At 61.0% G+C, this 16,724-nt stretch carries 10 protein-coding genes and 4 pseudogenes; 6 read left to right on the forward strand and 8 right to left on the reverse strand.

All coding sequences use genetic code 11. The features are described from left to right. Nucleotides 1-148: 148 nt before the first annotated feature. Complete coding sequence (locus tag LJU32_16320) at nt 149-790, forward strand: class II glutamine amidotransferase (GenBank protein ID WKV91124.1); 642 nt, start codon at nt 149-151, stop codon at nt 788-790. 86 nt (nt 791-876) lie between these two features. Further along, complete coding sequence (locus tag LJU32_16325; protein ID WKV87319.1) at nt 877-1,218, forward strand: hypothetical protein; 342 nt, start codon at nt 877-879, stop codon at nt 1,216-1,218. A 1,069-nt stretch (nt 1,219-2,287) separates the two neighbouring features. Here the strand turns inward: LJU32_16325 and LJU32_16330 are convergent. From LJU32_16330 to LJU32_16345, 4 genes and pseudogenes are all read right to left on the reverse strand, one after another. After that, nucleotides 2,288-3,244: a 2-hydroxyacid dehydrogenase gene (locus LJU32_16330; GenBank protein ID WKV87320.1), complete on the reverse strand. Its 957-nt coding sequence runs from the start codon at nt 3,242-3,244 to the stop codon at nt 2,288-2,290. Nucleotides 3,245-3,275: 31 nt separating this feature from the next. Beyond that, a complete protein-coding gene (locus tag LJU32_16335) occupies nt 3,276-4,022 on the reverse strand; it encodes an SDR family oxidoreductase (GenBank protein WKV87321.1) in 747 nt (248 codons plus the stop codon). Between the two features lie 42 nt (nt 4,023-4,064). Beyond that, nucleotides 4,065-4,756, reverse strand: a pseudogene (locus LJU32_16340) (fumarylacetoacetate hydrolase family protein). A 99-nt stretch (nt 4,757-4,855) separates the two neighbouring features. Further along, nucleotides 4,856-6,204: pseudogene (locus LJU32_16345) on the reverse strand (MFS transporter). Between the two features lie 550 nt (nt 6,205-6,754). Between LJU32_16345 and LJU32_16350 the strand changes: the two are divergent. After that, nucleotides 6,755-7,687: an AraC family transcriptional regulator gene (locus LJU32_16350; protein WKV87322.1), complete on the forward strand. Its 933-nt coding sequence runs from the start codon at nt 6,755-6,757 to the stop codon at nt 7,685-7,687. Nucleotides 7,688-7,695: 8 nt separating this feature from the next. Here LJU32_16350 and LJU32_16355 read toward each other — a convergent pair whose 3' ends face one another. The 4 genes and pseudogenes from LJU32_16355 to LJU32_16370 form a co-directional block, all read right to left on the reverse strand. Then, nucleotides 7,696-8,889 (reverse strand): GAF domain-containing sensor histidine kinase, encoded by a 1,194-nt coding sequence (locus LJU32_16355; protein WKV87323.1) that lies wholly within the window; start codon nt 8,887-8,889, stop codon nt 7,696-7,698. 126 nt (nt 8,890-9,015) lie between these two features. Next, nucleotides 9,016-11,185 (reverse strand): annotated as a pseudogene (locus tag LJU32_16360) (TonB-dependent siderophore receptor). Between the two features lie 285 nt (nt 11,186-11,470). Then, nucleotides 11,471-12,310 carry a glutathione-dependent disulfide-bond oxidoreductase gene (gene yghU / locus LJU32_16365; GenBank protein ID WKV87324.1) on the reverse strand — a complete coding sequence of 280 codons (840 nt, stop codon included), beginning with the start codon at nt 12,308-12,310 and terminating at the stop codon, nt 11,471-11,473. A gap of 232 nt (nt 12,311-12,542) precedes the next feature. Continuing rightward, the gene (locus tag LJU32_16370; GenBank protein ID WKV87325.1) at nt 12,543-13,046 is read right to left on the reverse strand and encodes a cupin; all 504 of its coding nucleotides are present in this window, start codon (nt 13,044-13,046) and stop codon (nt 12,543-12,545) included. 179 nt (nt 13,047-13,225) lie between these two features. Between LJU32_16370 and LJU32_16375 the strand changes: the two genes are divergently transcribed. From LJU32_16375 to LJU32_16385, 3 genes and pseudogenes are all read left to right on the forward strand, one after another. Beyond that, nucleotides 13,226-15,013: a thiamine pyrophosphate-requiring protein gene (locus tag LJU32_16375; protein WKV87326.1), complete on the forward strand. Its 1,788-nt coding sequence runs from the start codon at nt 13,226-13,228 to the stop codon at nt 15,011-15,013. Nucleotides 15,014-15,023: 10 nt separating this feature from the next. Then, nucleotides 15,024-15,760 (forward strand): annotated as a pseudogene (locus LJU32_16380) (DUF72 domain-containing protein). 74 nt (nt 15,761-15,834) lie between these two features. After that, nucleotides 15,835-16,722 (forward strand): Dyp-type peroxidase, encoded by an 888-nt coding sequence (locus LJU32_16385; protein WKV87327.1) that lies wholly within the window; start codon nt 15,835-15,837, stop codon nt 16,720-16,722. The last annotated feature ends 2 nt before the right edge of the window (nt 16,723-16,724 follow it).

Here is a 16,724-nt window from a genome sequence, read left to right on the forward strand (position 1 = left end):
TTTCTTGGTTTGCGCAGTGTGCATCAGTCTGCGCGGCACGCAACTATTGCTGGAAGTAATAGTGACCATCAAGAAACGCAAGTTCTGCTTTGCCAGCGATCGGCGGAAAATCGCCTCCATCGAAGACGCAGCTCAAGGAAATTGCGCGATGAACATTCTGACTCGACTGGCAATGATCGCCCTGCTGATGGGCGGGGTGGTTACCGCACCGGCTTACGCAGACGACGCCCGGTCGTGTCACCTGCAACCCATCGCTGCCAGCGCCTCGGCGTTGCAGCACACGCAGACCGTAGGTGTATTGCTCAGCGAAAACACGCTGCAGAACCTGCAATACCTGGAGCGCTACCACGACATGGCGCTGAACGGCGCGAAAGATGCGCTGGATTCGCGAATCCGCGACGCCTTTGTCGGCAGCTCCGACCCGGAACTGGCGCTCGACTGGCTGGTGAGTTCGCTGCAGCAACAGTTCGTCTCGGTGACCGTTTACGACAACCTGGATGAACTGCTTCAGGCCCATCCGGATGTGGTGGTCAAGCTCGACACCTTCAATCGCTTGCTGACCCAACGCAACAGTCTCGTCGAGGCGCGCTTCTCTGCACGGTTCTACGACGCCGACCTGCAATACATCGGCAAGGCCGAGGGCGCAATCGAGCAGGAGTTGCCTTCGGTCTGGGTGCATGACCGTGCGGCGCCGCAAATCGCCGCGCAGATCAATCAGCAGCGTGACCTGCAACTCAATGCGCTGAAGCAATTCGATGTGTCGCTCAAGGCCTTGGTGGCGTCGAGCTGATTCTCCAAAAATTGAATGGCAGCGGCGATGCCGTGAAGTCGAACCGTTGCCGGTTGAACCGAACCTTTATTTTCAGGATTTACCCCATGCGTCCTTTATTCGTGCCAGCCATGGCTTTTGTTTCCCTGTTGCTCGCCGGTTGCGCTTCAGCGCCGAACGATCCGACGCTGACGTTGCAGACCAGCAAAACGCCGGCGCAGTACGCCGATTGCGTGGTGCCGAAGTTGCAGGGCAGTGCGTTGAACCCGACGGTTTCGCAGAATCAGCGCAGTTATCGGATTGTGGTGCCGAGCAAGGTGTCGGCGGACAACGTGCTGGAGGCGTACAAGGCGGGGAAGGGCGGCAAGGTGTTCATTTATGAGCGGCATTTGCTGGCGTCGAATCTGTTGCCTTCGAGTTTTGAGCGGGCGGCTCAGGAGTGCATTTGATCTGAGCGCTTGACGGGTTTTGACAGAGCTCCTTTGGTTGGCCGCAACCAACCAATTTTTTGGCCCCATACTGGTTATCGGTTGTGGGGCTTTTTTTGGTCTTGGCGGCCTTTGGGCCGACCATGCTCTTCGGGTTTGGGTGTATATCCGTTTCTGCGGGTGTGGCTGATTACGGTTCCGCTCTTACAGCGGGTCACTTTTTCAAACGCCAAAAAGTAACCAAAAGGCTGCGCCCTGACGTTCGGCCCGCTCGCTGGGGCTCGGGTTCCTTCGCTCCGGAATCGATCCGGGCGCAGCGGCTCCGGTTTGCTCCGCTGCACCTCCTTCCGCTGTGTACGACTGCGTCGTACGGTCGCTGCGCTCCCACCCCCGGATCAATCCCTCCACTCAGCCTGCCGACGGGCTCCAGGATCAAAAGCTTTACTCGAGCTAACGCTCATCGTGTTGGGTGGCGGGACGGCCTGCTTGCTTTGCTTTTGCTTTTCTGTGGGAGCTGGCTTGCCAGCGAAGGCGGCCTGCCAGCCGACCTGTTCTTGAGCGGAACGCGATCCAACTGTAGGAGCTGCCGAAGGCTGCGATCTTTTGATCTGGCCTTCGCTTTTGCTTTTCCGTTGAGAGCAAGCCTGCATTGGACGTTGGGTGTTGACCAATTCATGTCCACGCCACAAAAAACTGTGGGAGCTGGCTTGCCAGCGAAGGCGGCCTGACAGACGCCCCATTTTTCACTGAATGTACGCAATCAAACCTGTGGGAGCGAGCCTGCTCGCGAAGGCGGCCTGCCAGCCGACCTGTTCTTGAGCGGAACGCGATCCAACTGGAGCTGCCGAAGGCTGCGATCTTTTGATCTGGCCTTCGCTTTTGCTTTTCCGTTGAGAGCAAGCCTGCATTGGACGTTGGGTGTTGACCCATTCATGTCCACGCCACAAAAACTGTGGGAGCTGGCTTGCCAGCGAAGGCAGCCTGACAGACGCCCCATTTCTCACTGAATGTACGCAACCAAACCTGTGGGAGCGAGCCTGCTCGCGAAGGCGGTGTGTGCCGCGATCACGAACAGCGCTCCGGAACCCGTTTACCCTGTCACACACCCCACCGGCACTTTCCCCGCAAACGTATCGACCAGACTCGCCACGACCATTTCCCCCATCCGCGTGCGTGTCTGAAGCGTGGCGCTGGCCCGATGCGGTTGCAGCACCACTTGTTCATTACCAAACAACGCTTCAGGCACATTCGGCTCATCGACAAACACATCCAGCCCAGCCCCGGCAATTTCACCAGCCGCAAGCGCGGCAACCAGATCCGCTTCGTTCACCAGTTTGCCCCGGGCGACGTTGATCAGATAACCGTCCTTGCCCAGCGCTTGCAGCACTTGCGCATCAATGATCGCTTCGCCCTTGTCCGCCGCGGCGGCGAGGATCAAGGCGTCGCTGTCGCGGGCCAGTTGTTTGAGGTCGGCGATGAAGGTGTGGGGGACGTCGCTCATCCGTTGCAGGTCGGTGTAGCTGATCGGGCAGCCGAAGGCGGCGGCGCGGGTGGCGATGGCGCGGCCGACGCGGCCCATGCCGACGATGCCGATGCGCATGCCGGAGACTTGTCGGGCCAAGGGCAGCGGGGCGAGTGGGGTCGGGCTTTGTGGCCATTGGCCGGAGCGGACGTAGCGGTCGCTGGTGCACAGGCCTCGACAGACCGAGATGAGCAGGCCGATGGCGAGGTCGGCGACGTCTTCGGTGAGGGCGCCGATGGTGGCGGTGACGCGGATGCCACGGTCGCGGGCGTAGGCCAGGTCGACGGCGTCGGTGCCAACACCATTGACCGCCACCACTTCAAGGTTCGGCAGTTGCGCCATCAGCGCCTGGCTGATGCCGGTGTGGCCGCCCGTTATAACGCCGCGAATGTTGGCGCCGTGTTCTTTTATATAGGCGGGTTTGTCCGCTTGCTGGAAGTAGCGGCGTACGGCGAACAGTTCTTCCAGACGCGCGTTGATTTCCGGGATCAGGATCGGGCTCAGTTGCAGGATTTCTGGCTTCATGGCTACCTCGTTACGCAATAAAAAGGCCGGCTCAACCGCGGCCGGCAAACGGCATGGCGCTGGCCATGACGGTCATGTTCAGGACGTTGGCCGACAGCGGCAGGCCGGCGATGTAGCGCACCGCATCGGCGACGTGTTTGACGTCGACCATTGGCTCGACGGCGATGCTGCCGTTAGCCTGGCGTACGCCTTTGGTCATGCGCACCGACATTTCCGTCAGTGCATTGCCGATGTCGATCTGGCTACAAGCGATGTTGAATTCGCGGCCGTCCAGCGCCAGGGATTTGGTCAGGCCGAGCACGGCGTGTTTGCTCGCGGTGTAGGCGCTGCTGAACGGGCGCGGGGTGTGTGCCGAGATCGAACCGTTGTTGATGATCCGCCCGCCCTGCGGCTGTTGTTTACGCATCAGCCCGAACGCGCCGCGAGCGCAGAGGAAGACGCCGTTGAGGTTGGTGTCGATCACGTTGCGCCATTGCTCGAAGGTCAACTCGTCCAGCGGTACGGCGGGGGCGTTGACGCCGGCGTTGTTGAAGACCACGTCGAGGCGGCCGTAGACCTCGGCAATGGTCGCGAACAGCACGTCGACACTGTCCGGATCGCGCACGTCGGTGGGGACCGCCAGTGCTTGGTGGCCCTGGCTCTGCGCCAGTTCGACCAGCGCCTGCAAAGGCTCGGGCCGGCGGCCGGCGAGCACGAGGGTGAAACCGTCGGCCATCAGGCCCAGCGCCACGGCGCGGCCAATGCCAGTGCCGGCGCCGGTGACCAGCGCGACTTTCAAAGGGTATTCATATTGTTGTTCTCCTTTTTCTGAACCGCTGGGTCAGGGCCGTGGGCCGACGCGCATTTCCAGGTCGCCGATGCCGTCGATGCCGGCGCTAATCACATCGCCCGGTTGCAGACTGTCAACGCCGGCGGGGCTGCCGGTCATGATCAAGTCGCCGGCGCGCAGGGCCACCGATTGCGAGATGCGCGCGATCACTTCACTGACCGACCAGATCTGGCTGTCGAGGTTGTCGCGCTGGCGTTCTTCGCCGTTGACGTTCAGCCACAACTCGCCTTCGGGATGGCCGCAGCGGCTCACCGGGACGACGGCAGTCATCGGCGCGGCGCCGTCGAACACCTTGGCGCCTTCCCACGGCAAGCCGTTGCTCTTGGCCGCGCGTTGCACATCGCGGCGGGTCAGGTCGAGGCCGGCGGCGTAGCCCCAGACGTAGGCGAGCGCTTGATCCTCCGGGATATTGGCGCCGCCTTCACCGATGGCTACGACCAGTTCGATTTCGTGAACGAAGTCCTCGCACACCGAGGGAAAGCCACGTCGCCGAGCGCATCGACCACGCAACTTGCCGGTTTCATGAAAAATACTGGCGGCTGGCGCGATTGGCCTTGCGAGTCCGGCCACGGGTAGTTGCGGCCGACACAGAACACTCGGCCGACGGGGAAGCGCTGCTCGGTGCCGAGGACCGGCAAGGTCACCGGCAGATCCGGGGTAAAGACGTATTCGGTCATGTTCATCCTGCGGGTCATCCTGTTTGAAAGGGCAGCGTACGGCGGCTGGCGTCGGCGAAGTTGGACGAAAGCCGCCTGCGTTTGGACAAATCCGGGTTATTCGCCTCAGCGCACCTTCAGTTCGATGCGATACAGGCGCCCGAGCAGCAACGAGTAGGAGAGGGTGCCGATCAGTGCCACGCCGCCGATAAACCAGAAGGCATAGGCGAAGGTGCCGGTGGCGTGGACGATGGCGCCGATCACGATCGGCGTGACGATGCCGCCGATGTTCGCCGCCAGGCTGGTAATGCCGCCGGTGAGGCCGATCAGCTCTTTCGGCGCCACTTCCGACACCGCCGCCCACGACGAAGACGCGATGCCTTGGGCGAAGAAAGCGATGGTCAACACCGCGATGCAGATCAGGTTGGAGTCGGTGAAGTTCACCAGCACGATCGACATGCCCAGCATCGAACCGACCACCAGCGGCAACTTGCGCGCAAACGACATCGAGTAGCCGCGACGGATCAGCAGGTCGGAAACGATGCCGGCCAGCAGGATTCCCACGGTCGCACCGACGAAGGGCAGCACGGCGAAGATCCCGGCCTTGATCATGGTCAGTTTGCGTTCTTCGATCAGGTAGGTCGGGAACCAGGTGAGGAAGAAGTACAGCGCCGAGGTGCTGGCGAATTTGCCGATGCAGATCGCCCAGATCTGCCGATAGCTGAACAGCTCGGCAATCTGCCGCCAGTTGAAACGGGTGCGTTCCTGGCTGCTCTTGACCAGACCGCCACCGGTTTCGATGTACTTCAATTCTTCCTGGCTGACTTTCTTGCAGTTCAGCGGGTCGCGATACAGGTACAGCCACAACACACCGAAAACGATGCCGAGTGCGCCGGTGCTGTAGAACACGTGGCGCCAGTCGAAGGTGGTCGCCAGCCAAAGCAGCGCGCCGGTGAACAGTGCCGTACCGAGGTACTGGCCGCACACGTAGATGCTGCTGGCCAGCCCGCGTTCCCGCGCCGGGAACCACACCGTCACGGCGCGGCTGTTGGCCGGGAAAGCCGGGGCTTCCATGGCGCCGACCGCCAGGCGCAGGCCGAAGAGCGAGGCAAACCCCGTGGCGAAACCCTGACAGACAGTGACGGTCGACCAGCTGATCAGCGATACGCCGTAGGTGAAGCGCGAGCCGAACCGGTCAGCGATAAACCCCGCCGGCACCAGCGCCAGCGCATAGGTCCAGGCGAAGGCGGAAAAATCAGGCCCATCTCGATCTTGTCCAGACCCAGATCCTTGGCCATGAACGGCGCGGCGATCGAGATGTTCACCCGGTCGATGTAATTGATGATCGTCGCGATCAGCAGCAACGACAGCATGAACCAGCGCCGCCGCGTAGGCAGACGCTGCGTCGTAACGGCATCGCGTGCGCCGGCTATCACCGGCGGCACAGTGGCACTGGAGGAATGGGAGTTGGACATGCGGAGACCTCGTTATTGTTAGAAGAGTCGAGATTTTTCGAGCAGCCGATGCCGTTGCCCGCAACGTGTGGGGCAATGCAAGCGAACGGGTTGCAGCGCGGGTTTCAGACGTTCAGGAGCGTCTTTGTGCAATTGACTTCAAGGGGAGGTCGGGCGGGGCGGCGAGGGGAAATAGCAGGATCATGACGTGCGCACCTTTGATTGTTTTTGAAAGAGGTTGGGCTGCGTTGGTCATTACAGTGGTCGTACAACGGTTCTAAATCAACCGATGGGTTAGAACGTTTTTTCTTCACAAAAGCCGGTTTGGCGAACGTGTCCAAAAAATAAATACGTTAAGTTTTAATAATTCTAATTAGGAATATTTCCTAAGCTTCTGAAAATCATCAGTTTGTGTCGAGCTTTGACTATTTCTGCTTTTGGACAGGCGCATTGCCACTCCATTAGCAGAAAAAACTCCAGGCGCTGTCGTCATCGTATGACTGATTGCCGACCACCGCTCAACCCTGCAAGATGACAAGCGCCACCTCACTGCCCGGAGGACCTACTGCCCATGTCTTCACCCAGCCGTATTCCGACCTACGTCATGCAGCAACGCAGCGAATTGACCGATTTCTACATTCGCGACAAAAAGGGTCGGCGCGCCGAAACCGCTCCTCATCGGCATGAGTACTTCCAGATCCAGATCAACCTCGGCGGCGACACCGTGCAGCACATCGGCAGCGTCCAGCGGCCATTCCCGCGCAATACCCTGGCGTTCATCCTGCCGCACCGCGTACACGTGATTCCGCATCCCGAGGACAGCAATTTCATCGTCATCAACTTTTCCCAGACGTTCCTCTTGCCGCATCTGCAATGCGACCCGATGGACCTGGAAGAAGTGTCGATCCTGCTCGCGCCGGAGCTGTCGCCGTTCCGCTTTCAGGAGCATCTGGATTTCATTTTGGGCGATGAGGATTTCGCTCAGGTTTGTGGCCTGATCGAGCAGATGCGCGCACTTGATGAGAATCGTCAGTTCGGCACGCGGGAAATGCTCAAAGGGCTCTTGCTGCAGATGATCGGTAGCGTGTGTTTTCTCTATGCCGAACCGCTCAAGCGTCTGGCGGAAGAGAATGCTGCCGAGAACAGTCGTCGCGACGCCTTGAGCCGCATGTTCGAATACTTGCGGAAGAACATCGCCGATCCTGATCTCAACCTGATCAAAGTCGCCGCTGCGACCTATCTGTCACCGACTTACCTGACGCACTGGCTGCGCAAGGAAATCGGCAAGACCTTCACCGAACTGGTGCTGGAACGGCGCATGCACGCCGCGCGCAATTTCCTCCTCAACAGTACGCGCTCGGTGGGCGAGGTGGCGCGGTTGTGCGGGTTCGCCGATGAGGCCTATTTCTCCCGGCGGTTTCGCCAGATTCATGGCCAGCCACCGGGGCAGTTCCGCCGCCGCCAGCTCAACCCGGACACGCCGCAGACGCCACTGAATACTTAGAGCGGCGCTCAGACCCACTTGAAGCGGGCAGGGAAGCGCGCCACAAAACAGGTGCCCGTTTCACGGTCGGACGTCACGCTCAAGGTGCCGTTGTGCGCATTGGCAATTTGCCCAGCGATGTACAACCCCAGTCCCAGCCCTTCGTTGCGTTGGCCTGCTTCGGAACGGGAAAACGGTTCGAACAGCAGCGGCATCAGCGCTGGCGGGATTGGTGTGCCCTGATTGGTCAACGAAATAACGATCTCGTCGCCCTCGGCAAAGGCTTTGAGCACGATCGGTTCGGCCGTGGAGCCGTGGGTCACGGCGTTGCCCAGCAGATTCGACAACAGTTGGCTGATGCGCAGCGGGTCGCAATAAACCCCGGTCGGCACCTCCAGCGAATCAATGAACTTCGCCTGCGGGTACGCCACCTGGATTTCTTCAAGGGTCTGGCGCAGCGTTTGCTGCAAGTCATCGACCAGTTTGCGCTGTACCGGAATTCCACTGCCGAGCCGACCCCGGGCAAAATCGAGGATGTTTTCGATCAGCACGCCCATGCGCACCGAGCTGGTGCGGATCGCCGACAACAGCGTACGCGAGCGCTTGTCCTCGGCTTTGCTTTCCAGCAGGTCGGCACTCATGCGGATGGCACTGAGCGGCGTACGCAAGTCATGGCCCAATACGGCGATGAATTGCTCGCGCAGACGGCCCAATTCATGGGCATCGGCCAGCGCGGTTTTGGTCGCGTGCAAATGGCTCTGGGTATCCAGGCTCATCGCAATCAATTGGGCGAAGAGCGTAAGGGTTTTCTCAATGGCCGGCTCGTCGAGGTTCGCTGGAACCGAATCGATGGCGCAGAGTGTGCCGAAAAATTCGCCATTGGCTTTGATGATCGGAATGGAAATGTAGCTTTCCAGGCCGTAGGTTTTCGGCGTGTGATGCTTGGAGAACAGCGGGTGCTGGCTGGCGTGGCCGAAGATCACCGGCTGATGGTGCTGACGGATTTCATGGCAAATCGTCGATTCCAGCACCAGCTCGCCGCCAGGCAACAGGCCGAAGTCGATCGAGTCATCCACGGCGCAGGCGATCCACTTGCTCTCGGTAACCCGCGCTACGGCGGCGAAGCGCATGCCGGTCATGTGCTTGACCATGCTCAGGATCACCGGCACGGCGTCAATGCTGCCGATGGCTTCGAGGTCGGAGGAGAAATCTGTCTGGGGCATGGCCGGCGCTTCGCGAAAGTGTCGCCAGAGACTATCGGTAATTCCCGGCCATGCCTAATGAACATGCAAAAAGGGCGCCGGGAAAAGTCCCGGCGCATTTGGCGTTACTTGCTGACCACTATCGACTCAGAACTTGTACTTTGCGGTCATCATGTAGCTGCGCGGCGTGCCGTAGTTGTCGGTCGAGCCCCAGGTCACGTCGGTGCCGATGGAGGAGTAGTACTTGCGATCAAAGATGTTGTTGGCGTTGACCTGCAGGTCGAGGTGCTTGTTGACCTCGTAACCGGCCATCAAGTCGGTGGTCGCATAGCCACCCTGTTGCAGGCGATAGCTGCTGCCATTGGCCAAAGCGATGTCGTTGTACATGCGGCTCTGCCAGTAGACGTTGCCACCCACGCGCAGTTTCTCCAGTGGGCCTTGGAAGCGGTACACGGTCGAGACCTTGAACAAGTGCTCGGGCATGTCGGTGTCGAATTTCTGATTATTGTTGGCCGGGTTTTCGTCCTTGATGTAGTGGGCGCGGGTGTAGGTGTAGCCGGCGCCGACTTGCCATTGCTCGGTCAGCGCACCTTGCAGTTCCATGTCCACGCCTTGGGCGCGAACCTTGCCGGAGGTTTCGTAGCAGGTCAGTTCCGGGCAGCCGAGCTGGGTCGCCGCCTGGGTGGCGCGGTTGGTCTGGTCCATCTGGAACACCGCCACGCTGCCGTTCAGCGCACCGTCGAAATATTCGCCCTTGATACCGACCTCATAGTTTTCACCAACGATCGGCTCCAGCACTTTGCCGCCGAGATCTTTCTGGGTTTGCGGGGTAAAGATGTCGGTGTAGCTGGCGTAGACCGAGTGATGGTCGTCGAGTTTGTAGATCAGGCCGGCGTAACGGGTCAGGTTGCGGGTGACTTTGAAGTCGCCGTCGGCGCTGCGATCGTCGTAGTCATACCAGTCCAGACGACTGCCGAGAATCAACGTCAGCGGGTCGGCCAGGCTCAAGCGAGTGGTCAGGTAAACCGCGTCCTGAGTGGTGACGTTGCGCGACTTGCCGCTACGGACGAAGTCAGGTTTTGGCGCGGCGATCGGCAGGCCGGTATCGTAGGGCGAGTATTCCTTGGTGGTGGCGTCGTACACGCGATTGCTCGCGCCGACCACCAATTCGTGGGTACGGCCGAACGCTTCGAACGGGCCGCTGGCGAAACCGTCAAAGGCGCGTTGCTTGTCGGTGTGGTGCGACTGGTAGGCGGTGGTTTCCAGCGGGCCGTCGTAACGCGACAGGTACGTGCCGGAGAATTCGCCCTCGAGGGTCGACGTCGAGCCACCGAGGTGCAGTTTCCAGTCGTTGTCGAAACGGTGTTCGACTTCACCGAACACGGTGTCGACCTGCAGCTTGCGGTTTTCCCAATCGGTGCCCGGGTAAGTGGAGCGGGGCAGATCGAGGTGGTGGCCGTTTTCGCCGATCGGCAGGCCGCCCCAGAAATAGTTGGTCTGATCGTTCTGCCGGGAGAGAACCCAGGGTCGCGGTGGTGCTGTCGCTCAGGTCGGCTTCCCCGATGGCGTAGAACAGGCCGTGATCGTTTTCTTCCTTGTCGCGGAAGCTGTCGGCGCCCTGGTACGACGTCACCACGCGGCCACGCAGGGTGCCGCTTTCGTTCAGCGGGCTGGAGGCATCGACTTCGCCACGGTAGTCATCCCAGCTGCCGGCGGCGCCAGTGAGGGTCACGCGCTGATCAGCGGTCGGGCGTTTGCGCACCATGTTGATCGCCGCCGACGGGTTGCCGGCACCGGTGACCAGGCCGGTTGCGCCACGGACGATTTCCACTCGGTCGAACATCGCAAGGTTCGGTTGCACGGCCAAAGTGAACGGCGAATACGAGCTGGGCAGGCCGTCGTACATGATGTTGTCGATGTCGAAACCGCGCGCCTTGTAAGTCTGCCGGCCCGGGCCGCTGGCCTCGCTGAGGAACAGCCCCGGCGTGCCGCGCACCACGTCGTTGACGCTGGTCATGTTCTGATCGTCCATGCGCTGGCGAGTGATCACCGTCACCGCCTGCGGCGTTTCGCGCATGGTCAGCGACAGTTTGGTCGCGGTCTGCATCGGGCCGGTGGTGTAGGACTGTGTGTCTTCGGTGGTGCTGCTCATCTGCGTGGCGCCGATTTCGGTCGCTTGCAGTTCCAGCGGGCCATTGGCTGGCGCAGTGGGTGCGGTTTCTTCGGCCAGCGCAGGTGCGATGCTGGCCATGCCGATGGCGATTGCGAGGAGGTTAGGTGAGAGGTTCGAACGGCGGTGGATCGTGTGAAACGACATCTATCTGCTTCCCCAGATTACCCAAACGAAACTGATGCGAGTGCATGTAAGAATTATTCGCATTAGTATGTAGGAAGTTTCTGAGGGAATAAACCCGTACGGCTCAGTTAGTTAATGAATTTTTCACAATTGAATCGATGCTCTCGTGGAAACGAATGTGGGAGCGGGCTTGCTCGCGAGAGCGTCGTGTCAGCCAACACATTTGTTGAATGACGCGACGCTTTCGCGAGCAAGCCCGCTCCCACAGTTTTTGCCTGGTGGTCGGTCAGACAGACCGCGTCTGGTTCAATTCAGATCTTCTGCACCATGCCGCTCCGGCACCTGGCTGTCTTCATCGCCCCAGGTGCGGTTCACCCGTTGCCCACGGATGACCGCCGGCCGCTTGGCGATTGCTTCCGCCCAGCGCTGCACATGGGTGTACTCATGCGCCGCGAGAAACTCCGCCGCCGAGTAAACGTTGTTGCGCACCAGTTGCCCGTACCAGGGCCACACGGCGATGTCAGCGATGGTGTACTCGTCGCCGGCCAGGTAGGCGTTGTCGGCGAGACGGCGGTTGAGCACATCCAGTTGCCGTTTGGCTTCCATGGTGAAGCGGTTGATCGGGTATTCGAGCTTCTCCGGCGCATACGCGTAGAAATGCCCGAAGCCACCGCCCAGGTACGGCGCCGAGCCCATTTGCCAGAACAGCCAGTTGAGGGTTTCGGTACGACCGGCCGGATCCTTGGGCAGCAAAGCGCCGAACTTTTCCGCCAGGTACAGCAAGATCGAACCGGACTCGAACACCCGGATCGGCGGCTCGACGCTGCGATCCAGCAGCGCCGGAATCTTCGAATTGGGATTGACCTCGACAAAGCCGCTGGAGAACTGATCGCCCTCGCCAATGCGGATCAGCCAGGCGTCGTATTCGGCCTCGCTGTGCCCGAGTGCAAGCAGCTCTTCGAGCATGATGGTGACTTTGACGCCGTTGGGCGTGGCCAGCGAATACAGCTGCAACGGATGCTTGCCGACCGGCAGCTCTTTGTCATGAGTCGGCCCGGCAATAGGGCGGTTGATGCTGGCGAAGTGGCCGCCGGACGGGGCTTCGTGTTTCCAGACCTTGGGCGGAACGTAAGACGCGTTGCTCATGAAACGGACCTCGTCGATGCTGGGAGAGAACAGATAGACACCGTATCTCGAAAGGATTGAGAACACTACCTTGTGGGAGCTGGCTTACCAGCGATGACGGCGGCACATCCAGCATCAATATTGGCTGACCCACCGCAATCGCTGGCAAGCCAGCTCCCACAGGTTCGGAGTCAGGCACAAATCTCCCGTGGGAGCGAGCCTGCTCGCGAAAGCGGCGGCAGGGTCGCCGCGCCTAACAGCTCCAATACCGCCCAACCGCACCCCCGACTCCCTGCACCGGATCTGTCTCAGGAAACGCCAGCCCCTCGATCCGCGCCAACTGCGCATCACTCGGCGCGGCCCGGCAAATATCCGCCTGCTGCCCCGGCGGATAAGCACCGACCACGAGAAAATCCGCGCTCGATTCCAGATTGCAGTGCCCGGTCCCGGCCGGCAGCAGCAATACATCCCCGGCACTGACGTCGACGACTTGCCCATCAGGCCCGCCCAACATCAACCGCGCCTGACCGGCCGCCACGCCAAGCACTTCATGGCCTTCGGTGTGGTAGTGGTGATAGTCGTAAACTCCGTAGCGCCACTGCGCCGGCCAGCCATTGGCGCCGAAGGTCTGCTCGAAGCGCGCCGCCGGGTCGTCGCCCTCGATGGCCACCGCGCTGCGGTAGATCAGCACCGGCAGATGTGGATTGTTCGGCACCCAGTCATTGCGTACCAGCAGCAGGGTTTGTACTTCAGTCATGGCCCATCCTCCTTCGATCATTTCTCAATCGACCGCAGGGCAGGGCACTCGCCTCAAAAATCATTGCTGCGTAAACATGGGGCCAGGGCCCATGCCCACACAATCCATCGAAACTTCATCGCTAAGCGGGCTGTCCAGACCCTTACATGTCCATGCAGCAGCAAATGGCGAGGGTCAAGATGACGATGACAGTAGGGGATTTTCTGGTTGAACGGCTCAGCGAATGGGGCGTGACACGAATTTTTGGCTATCCGGGCGATGGCATCAACGGCGTGTTCGGCGCCATGAGCCGGGCCAAGGGCAAGATCGAATTCGTCCAGGCACGGCACGAGGAAATGGCTGCGTTCATGGCCTCGGCCCACGCCAAGTTCACCGGCGAGCTGGGCGTCTGCATCGCTACTTCCGGTCCCGGCGCTTCGCACCTGATCACCGGCCTCTACGACGCGCGCATGGACCACATGCCGGTGCTGGCAATTGTCGGTCAGCAGGCGCGCACGGCGCTGGGCAGTCACTACCAGCAGGAGCTGGATCTGGTGTCGATGTTCAAGGATGTCGCCGGTGCGTTTGTGCAGCAGGCTTCGGCGCCGTCGCAAGTGCGCCATCTGCTCGATCGCGCGGTGCGCACTGCGGTAGGCGAACGCCGCGTCACCGCGCTGATTCTGCCCAATGACTTGCAGGATCTGCCTTACGAACAACCGGCGCGCGCCCATGGCACCGCGCATTCCGGCGTCGGCTACAGCAAGCCGAAAGTCGTTCCGTATGTAGCCGATCTGCAACGCGCCGCCGAGGTACTGAACAGCGGCGAGAAAGTCGCGATTCTGGTCGGTGCCGGTGCGCTGGAGGCGACTGATCAAGTCATCGCCGTGGCAGAAAAACTCGGCGCCGGTGTCGCCAAAGCGCTGCTGGGCAAAGCCGCATTGCCCGATGATTTGCAGTGGGTCACCGGCAGCATCGGCCTGCTCGGCACCGAGCCCAGCTACAAGCTGATGAGCGAGTGCGACACCTTGCTGATGATCGGATCGGGCTTCCCGTATTCCGAATTTCTGCCCAAGGAAGGCCAGGCGCGCGGCGTTCAGATCGATCTGCAGCCGGACATGCTCAGCCTGCGTTATCCGATGGAGGTCAATCTGGTCGGCGATTCAGCAGAAACTCTCGCCGCGTTGCTGCCGCTGCTGGAACAGAAGACCTCGAGCAAATGGCGCAAGAAGATCGAAGGCTGGCGCAGCAGTTGGGAGAAAACCCTGGAAAAACGCGCCATGGCCAAAGCCGATCCGGTCAATCCGCAACGGGTGGTCTATGAGTTGTCACCACGTTTGCCCGATCAAGCGATTATCACCAGCGATTCCGGCTCCTGCGCCAACTGGTACGCCCGCGACCTGAAAATCCGTCGCGGCATGAAATGCTCCTTGTCCGGTGGCCTGGCCTCGATGGGCGCGGCGGTGCCGTATGCGATCGCGGCGAAATTCGCCTTCCCCGAGCGCCCGGTCATTGCCCTGGTCGGCGACGGCGCGATGCAGATGAGCAACATGGCCGAGTTGATCACCGTCGCCAAATACTGGCGGCAATGGCAGAGCCCGAAATGGATCTGCGCGGTGTTCAACAATGAAGACCTCAACCAGGTCACCTGGGAGCAGCGGGTGATGGAGGGCGATCCGAAGTTCGAAGCGTCGCAGAGCATTCCCGATGTGCCGTATCACCTGTTCGCCATCTCCATTGGCCTCAAGGGCATTTTCGTTGATCGCGAGGAAGAGGTCGCCGCTGCGTGGGAACAGGCACTCGCCTCGGAAGTGCCGGTGCTGATCGAGTTCAAGACCGACCCGAACGTGCCGCCGCTGCCACCGCACATCAAGCTTGAGCAAGCGAAGAAATTCGCCACGACCCTGCTCAAGGGCGATCCGGACGAAGCCGGGGTGATCGTGCAGACCGCCAAGCAGGTACTGGGCGCCGTGTTGCCCGGGAAGAAATGACGGTGTGCGCTTGAACGAGTCAACCCTCTACATCGGTTGCGCCGGCTGGAGTCTCGGGCGCGAGCACTGGCCGGCATTCCCCGCCGAAGGCACGCACCTGCAACGCTACGCCGCGCGCTTCAACTGTGTGGAAATCAACAGCTCGTTCTATCGCCCGCATCGCCGTCAGACCTACGAGCGCTGGGCCGACTCGGTGGCGCCGGACTTTCGCTTCGCAGTGAAAGTGCCGAAGCTCATTACCCATGAACAGCGGCTGGCGGACAGCGCGGCCGCGCTCGATGAGTTTCTCGGGCAATGCCAGGGCTTGGGTGATCGACTCGGCTGCTTGCTGGTGCAATTGCCACCGAAACTGGCGTTCGATGCGCCGGTGGTCGAGGGGTTTTTCATGTCCTGCGAGAGCGGTTCAAGGGCAGTGTGGTGCTGGAGCCGCGACACGAATCGTGGACGGGCGCTGGGGCCATGCTGATGGAGCTGCAGATTGCCCAGGCGGTGGTCGATCCCTCGCGGATCAGCACCGACACCGCGCCGGGCGGCTGGCAAGGCCTGCAGTATTGGCGCCTGCACGGCTCGCCACGGATTTATCACAGCGCTTATGACGCGGCTTATTTGCAGCAGCTTGCTCAGAACCTGCAGAGCCCGAAGGCTGAAGGCAAAGACATCTGGTGCATCTTCGACAACACCGCCAGCGGCGCTGCCACAGCCGATGCGCTGGCTTTGAAGGCCTTGATCGAAGGCGTCGAACGCTGAACGACGACGCTCTCGCCACCCACACAAACCATCCGGCTACAGGTAAACTCCGCGCACTTTTTCAAGGAGTTCACATGAGTTACTACCAGCCGGGCATTCTCGCCACCCCTGTTCCTGCGCAAGCACGTCATCTGTTTTTCGCCATGGCGTCGGTTGAAGCCTTGCCGCAAGCGATCGACAACCTGCTGATGCTGGTGGATGGCAAGTCGGCGGTGCTCGGTTTTGGTGAGTCGTTGACCAAGGCGCTGAATGTCGAAATCGCCGGCCTGCGCAGCTTCCCGGCGCTGACCGGCGTGGGCGTGAACAACCCGTCGACCCAGCATGCCCTGTGGATCTGGCTGCACGGTGTCGACCGGGGTGAGTTGCTCAACCGTTGCAACGCTATTGAAGCCGCGCTGGCCCCGGCCTTGCGTCTGGTCGAGATGCAGGAAGCCTTCCGCCACATGGACGGCCACGACCTCACCGGGTACGAGGACGGTACGGAAAACCCCCACGATGACGCCGCCGTCGCCGCCGCGCTGCTAAGCTCCGGCGCTGACGGACTGGTCGGCGGCAGCTTCGCCGCGATCCAGCAATGGCAGCACGACCTCAAGGGTTTTCATCGCCTGTCTGCCGGCGCCAAGGACGACATCATGGGGCGGCGCTTGAGCGATAACGAAGAAATCGACGACGCGCCGATTTCCGCCCACGTCAAACGCATCGCGCAGGAGAGCTTCGCGCCGGAAGCGTTCGTTGTGCGCCGTTCGATGCCGTGGATCGAAGGCGATCGCGCTGGTTTGATGTTCCTCGCTTTCGGTTTCTCGCTGGATGCCTTCGAAGCGCAACTGCGGCGCATGAGCGGTCTGGAGGACGGTATCGCCGATGGCTTGTACCAGATCAGCCGACCAATCACCGGCGGTTACTACTGGTGTCCGCCACTCAAGGACGGACGCCTTGATCTGCGCGCGTTGCGCATCGGCTGAGG

The organism is Pseudomonas sp. B21_DOA (assembly GCA_030544685.1).
Taxonomy (GTDB): Bacteria; Pseudomonadota; Gammaproteobacteria; order Pseudomonadales; family Pseudomonadaceae; genus Aquipseudomonas; species Aquipseudomonas fluorescens_AO.

Coding starts and splice junctions, on each gene's coding strand:
- LJU32_16320 (WKV91124.1), top strand. CDS start 149: ATGAACATTCTGACTCGACTGGCAATGATCGCCCTGCTGATGGGCGGG.
- LJU32_16325 (WKV87319.1), top strand. CDS start 877: ATGCGTCCTTTATTCGTGCCAGCCATGGCTTTTGTTTCCCTGTTGCTC.
- LJU32_16330 (WKV87320.1), bottom strand. CDS start 3,244: ATGAAGCCAGAAATCCTGCAACTGAGCCCGATCCTGATCCCGGAAATC.
- LJU32_16350 (WKV87322.1), top strand. CDS start 6,755: ATGTCTTCACCCAGCCGTATTCCGACCTACGTCATGCAGCAACGCAGC.
- LJU32_16355 (WKV87323.1), bottom strand. CDS start 8,889: ATGCCCCAGACAGATTTCTCCTCCGACCTCGAAGCCATCGGCAGCATT.
- yghU (WKV87324.1), bottom strand. CDS start 12,310: ATGAGCAACGCGTCTTACGTTCCGCCCAAGGTCTGGAAACACGAAGCC.
- LJU32_16370 (WKV87325.1), bottom strand. CDS start 13,046: ATGACTGAAGTACAAACCCTGCTGCTGGTACGCAATGACTGGGTGCCG.
- LJU32_16375 (WKV87326.1), top strand. CDS start 13,226: ATGACGATGACAGTAGGGGATTTTCTGGTTGAACGGCTCAGCGAATGG.
- LJU32_16385 (WKV87327.1), top strand. CDS start 15,835: ATGAGTTACTACCAGCCGGGCATTCTCGCCACCCCTGTTCCTGCGCAA.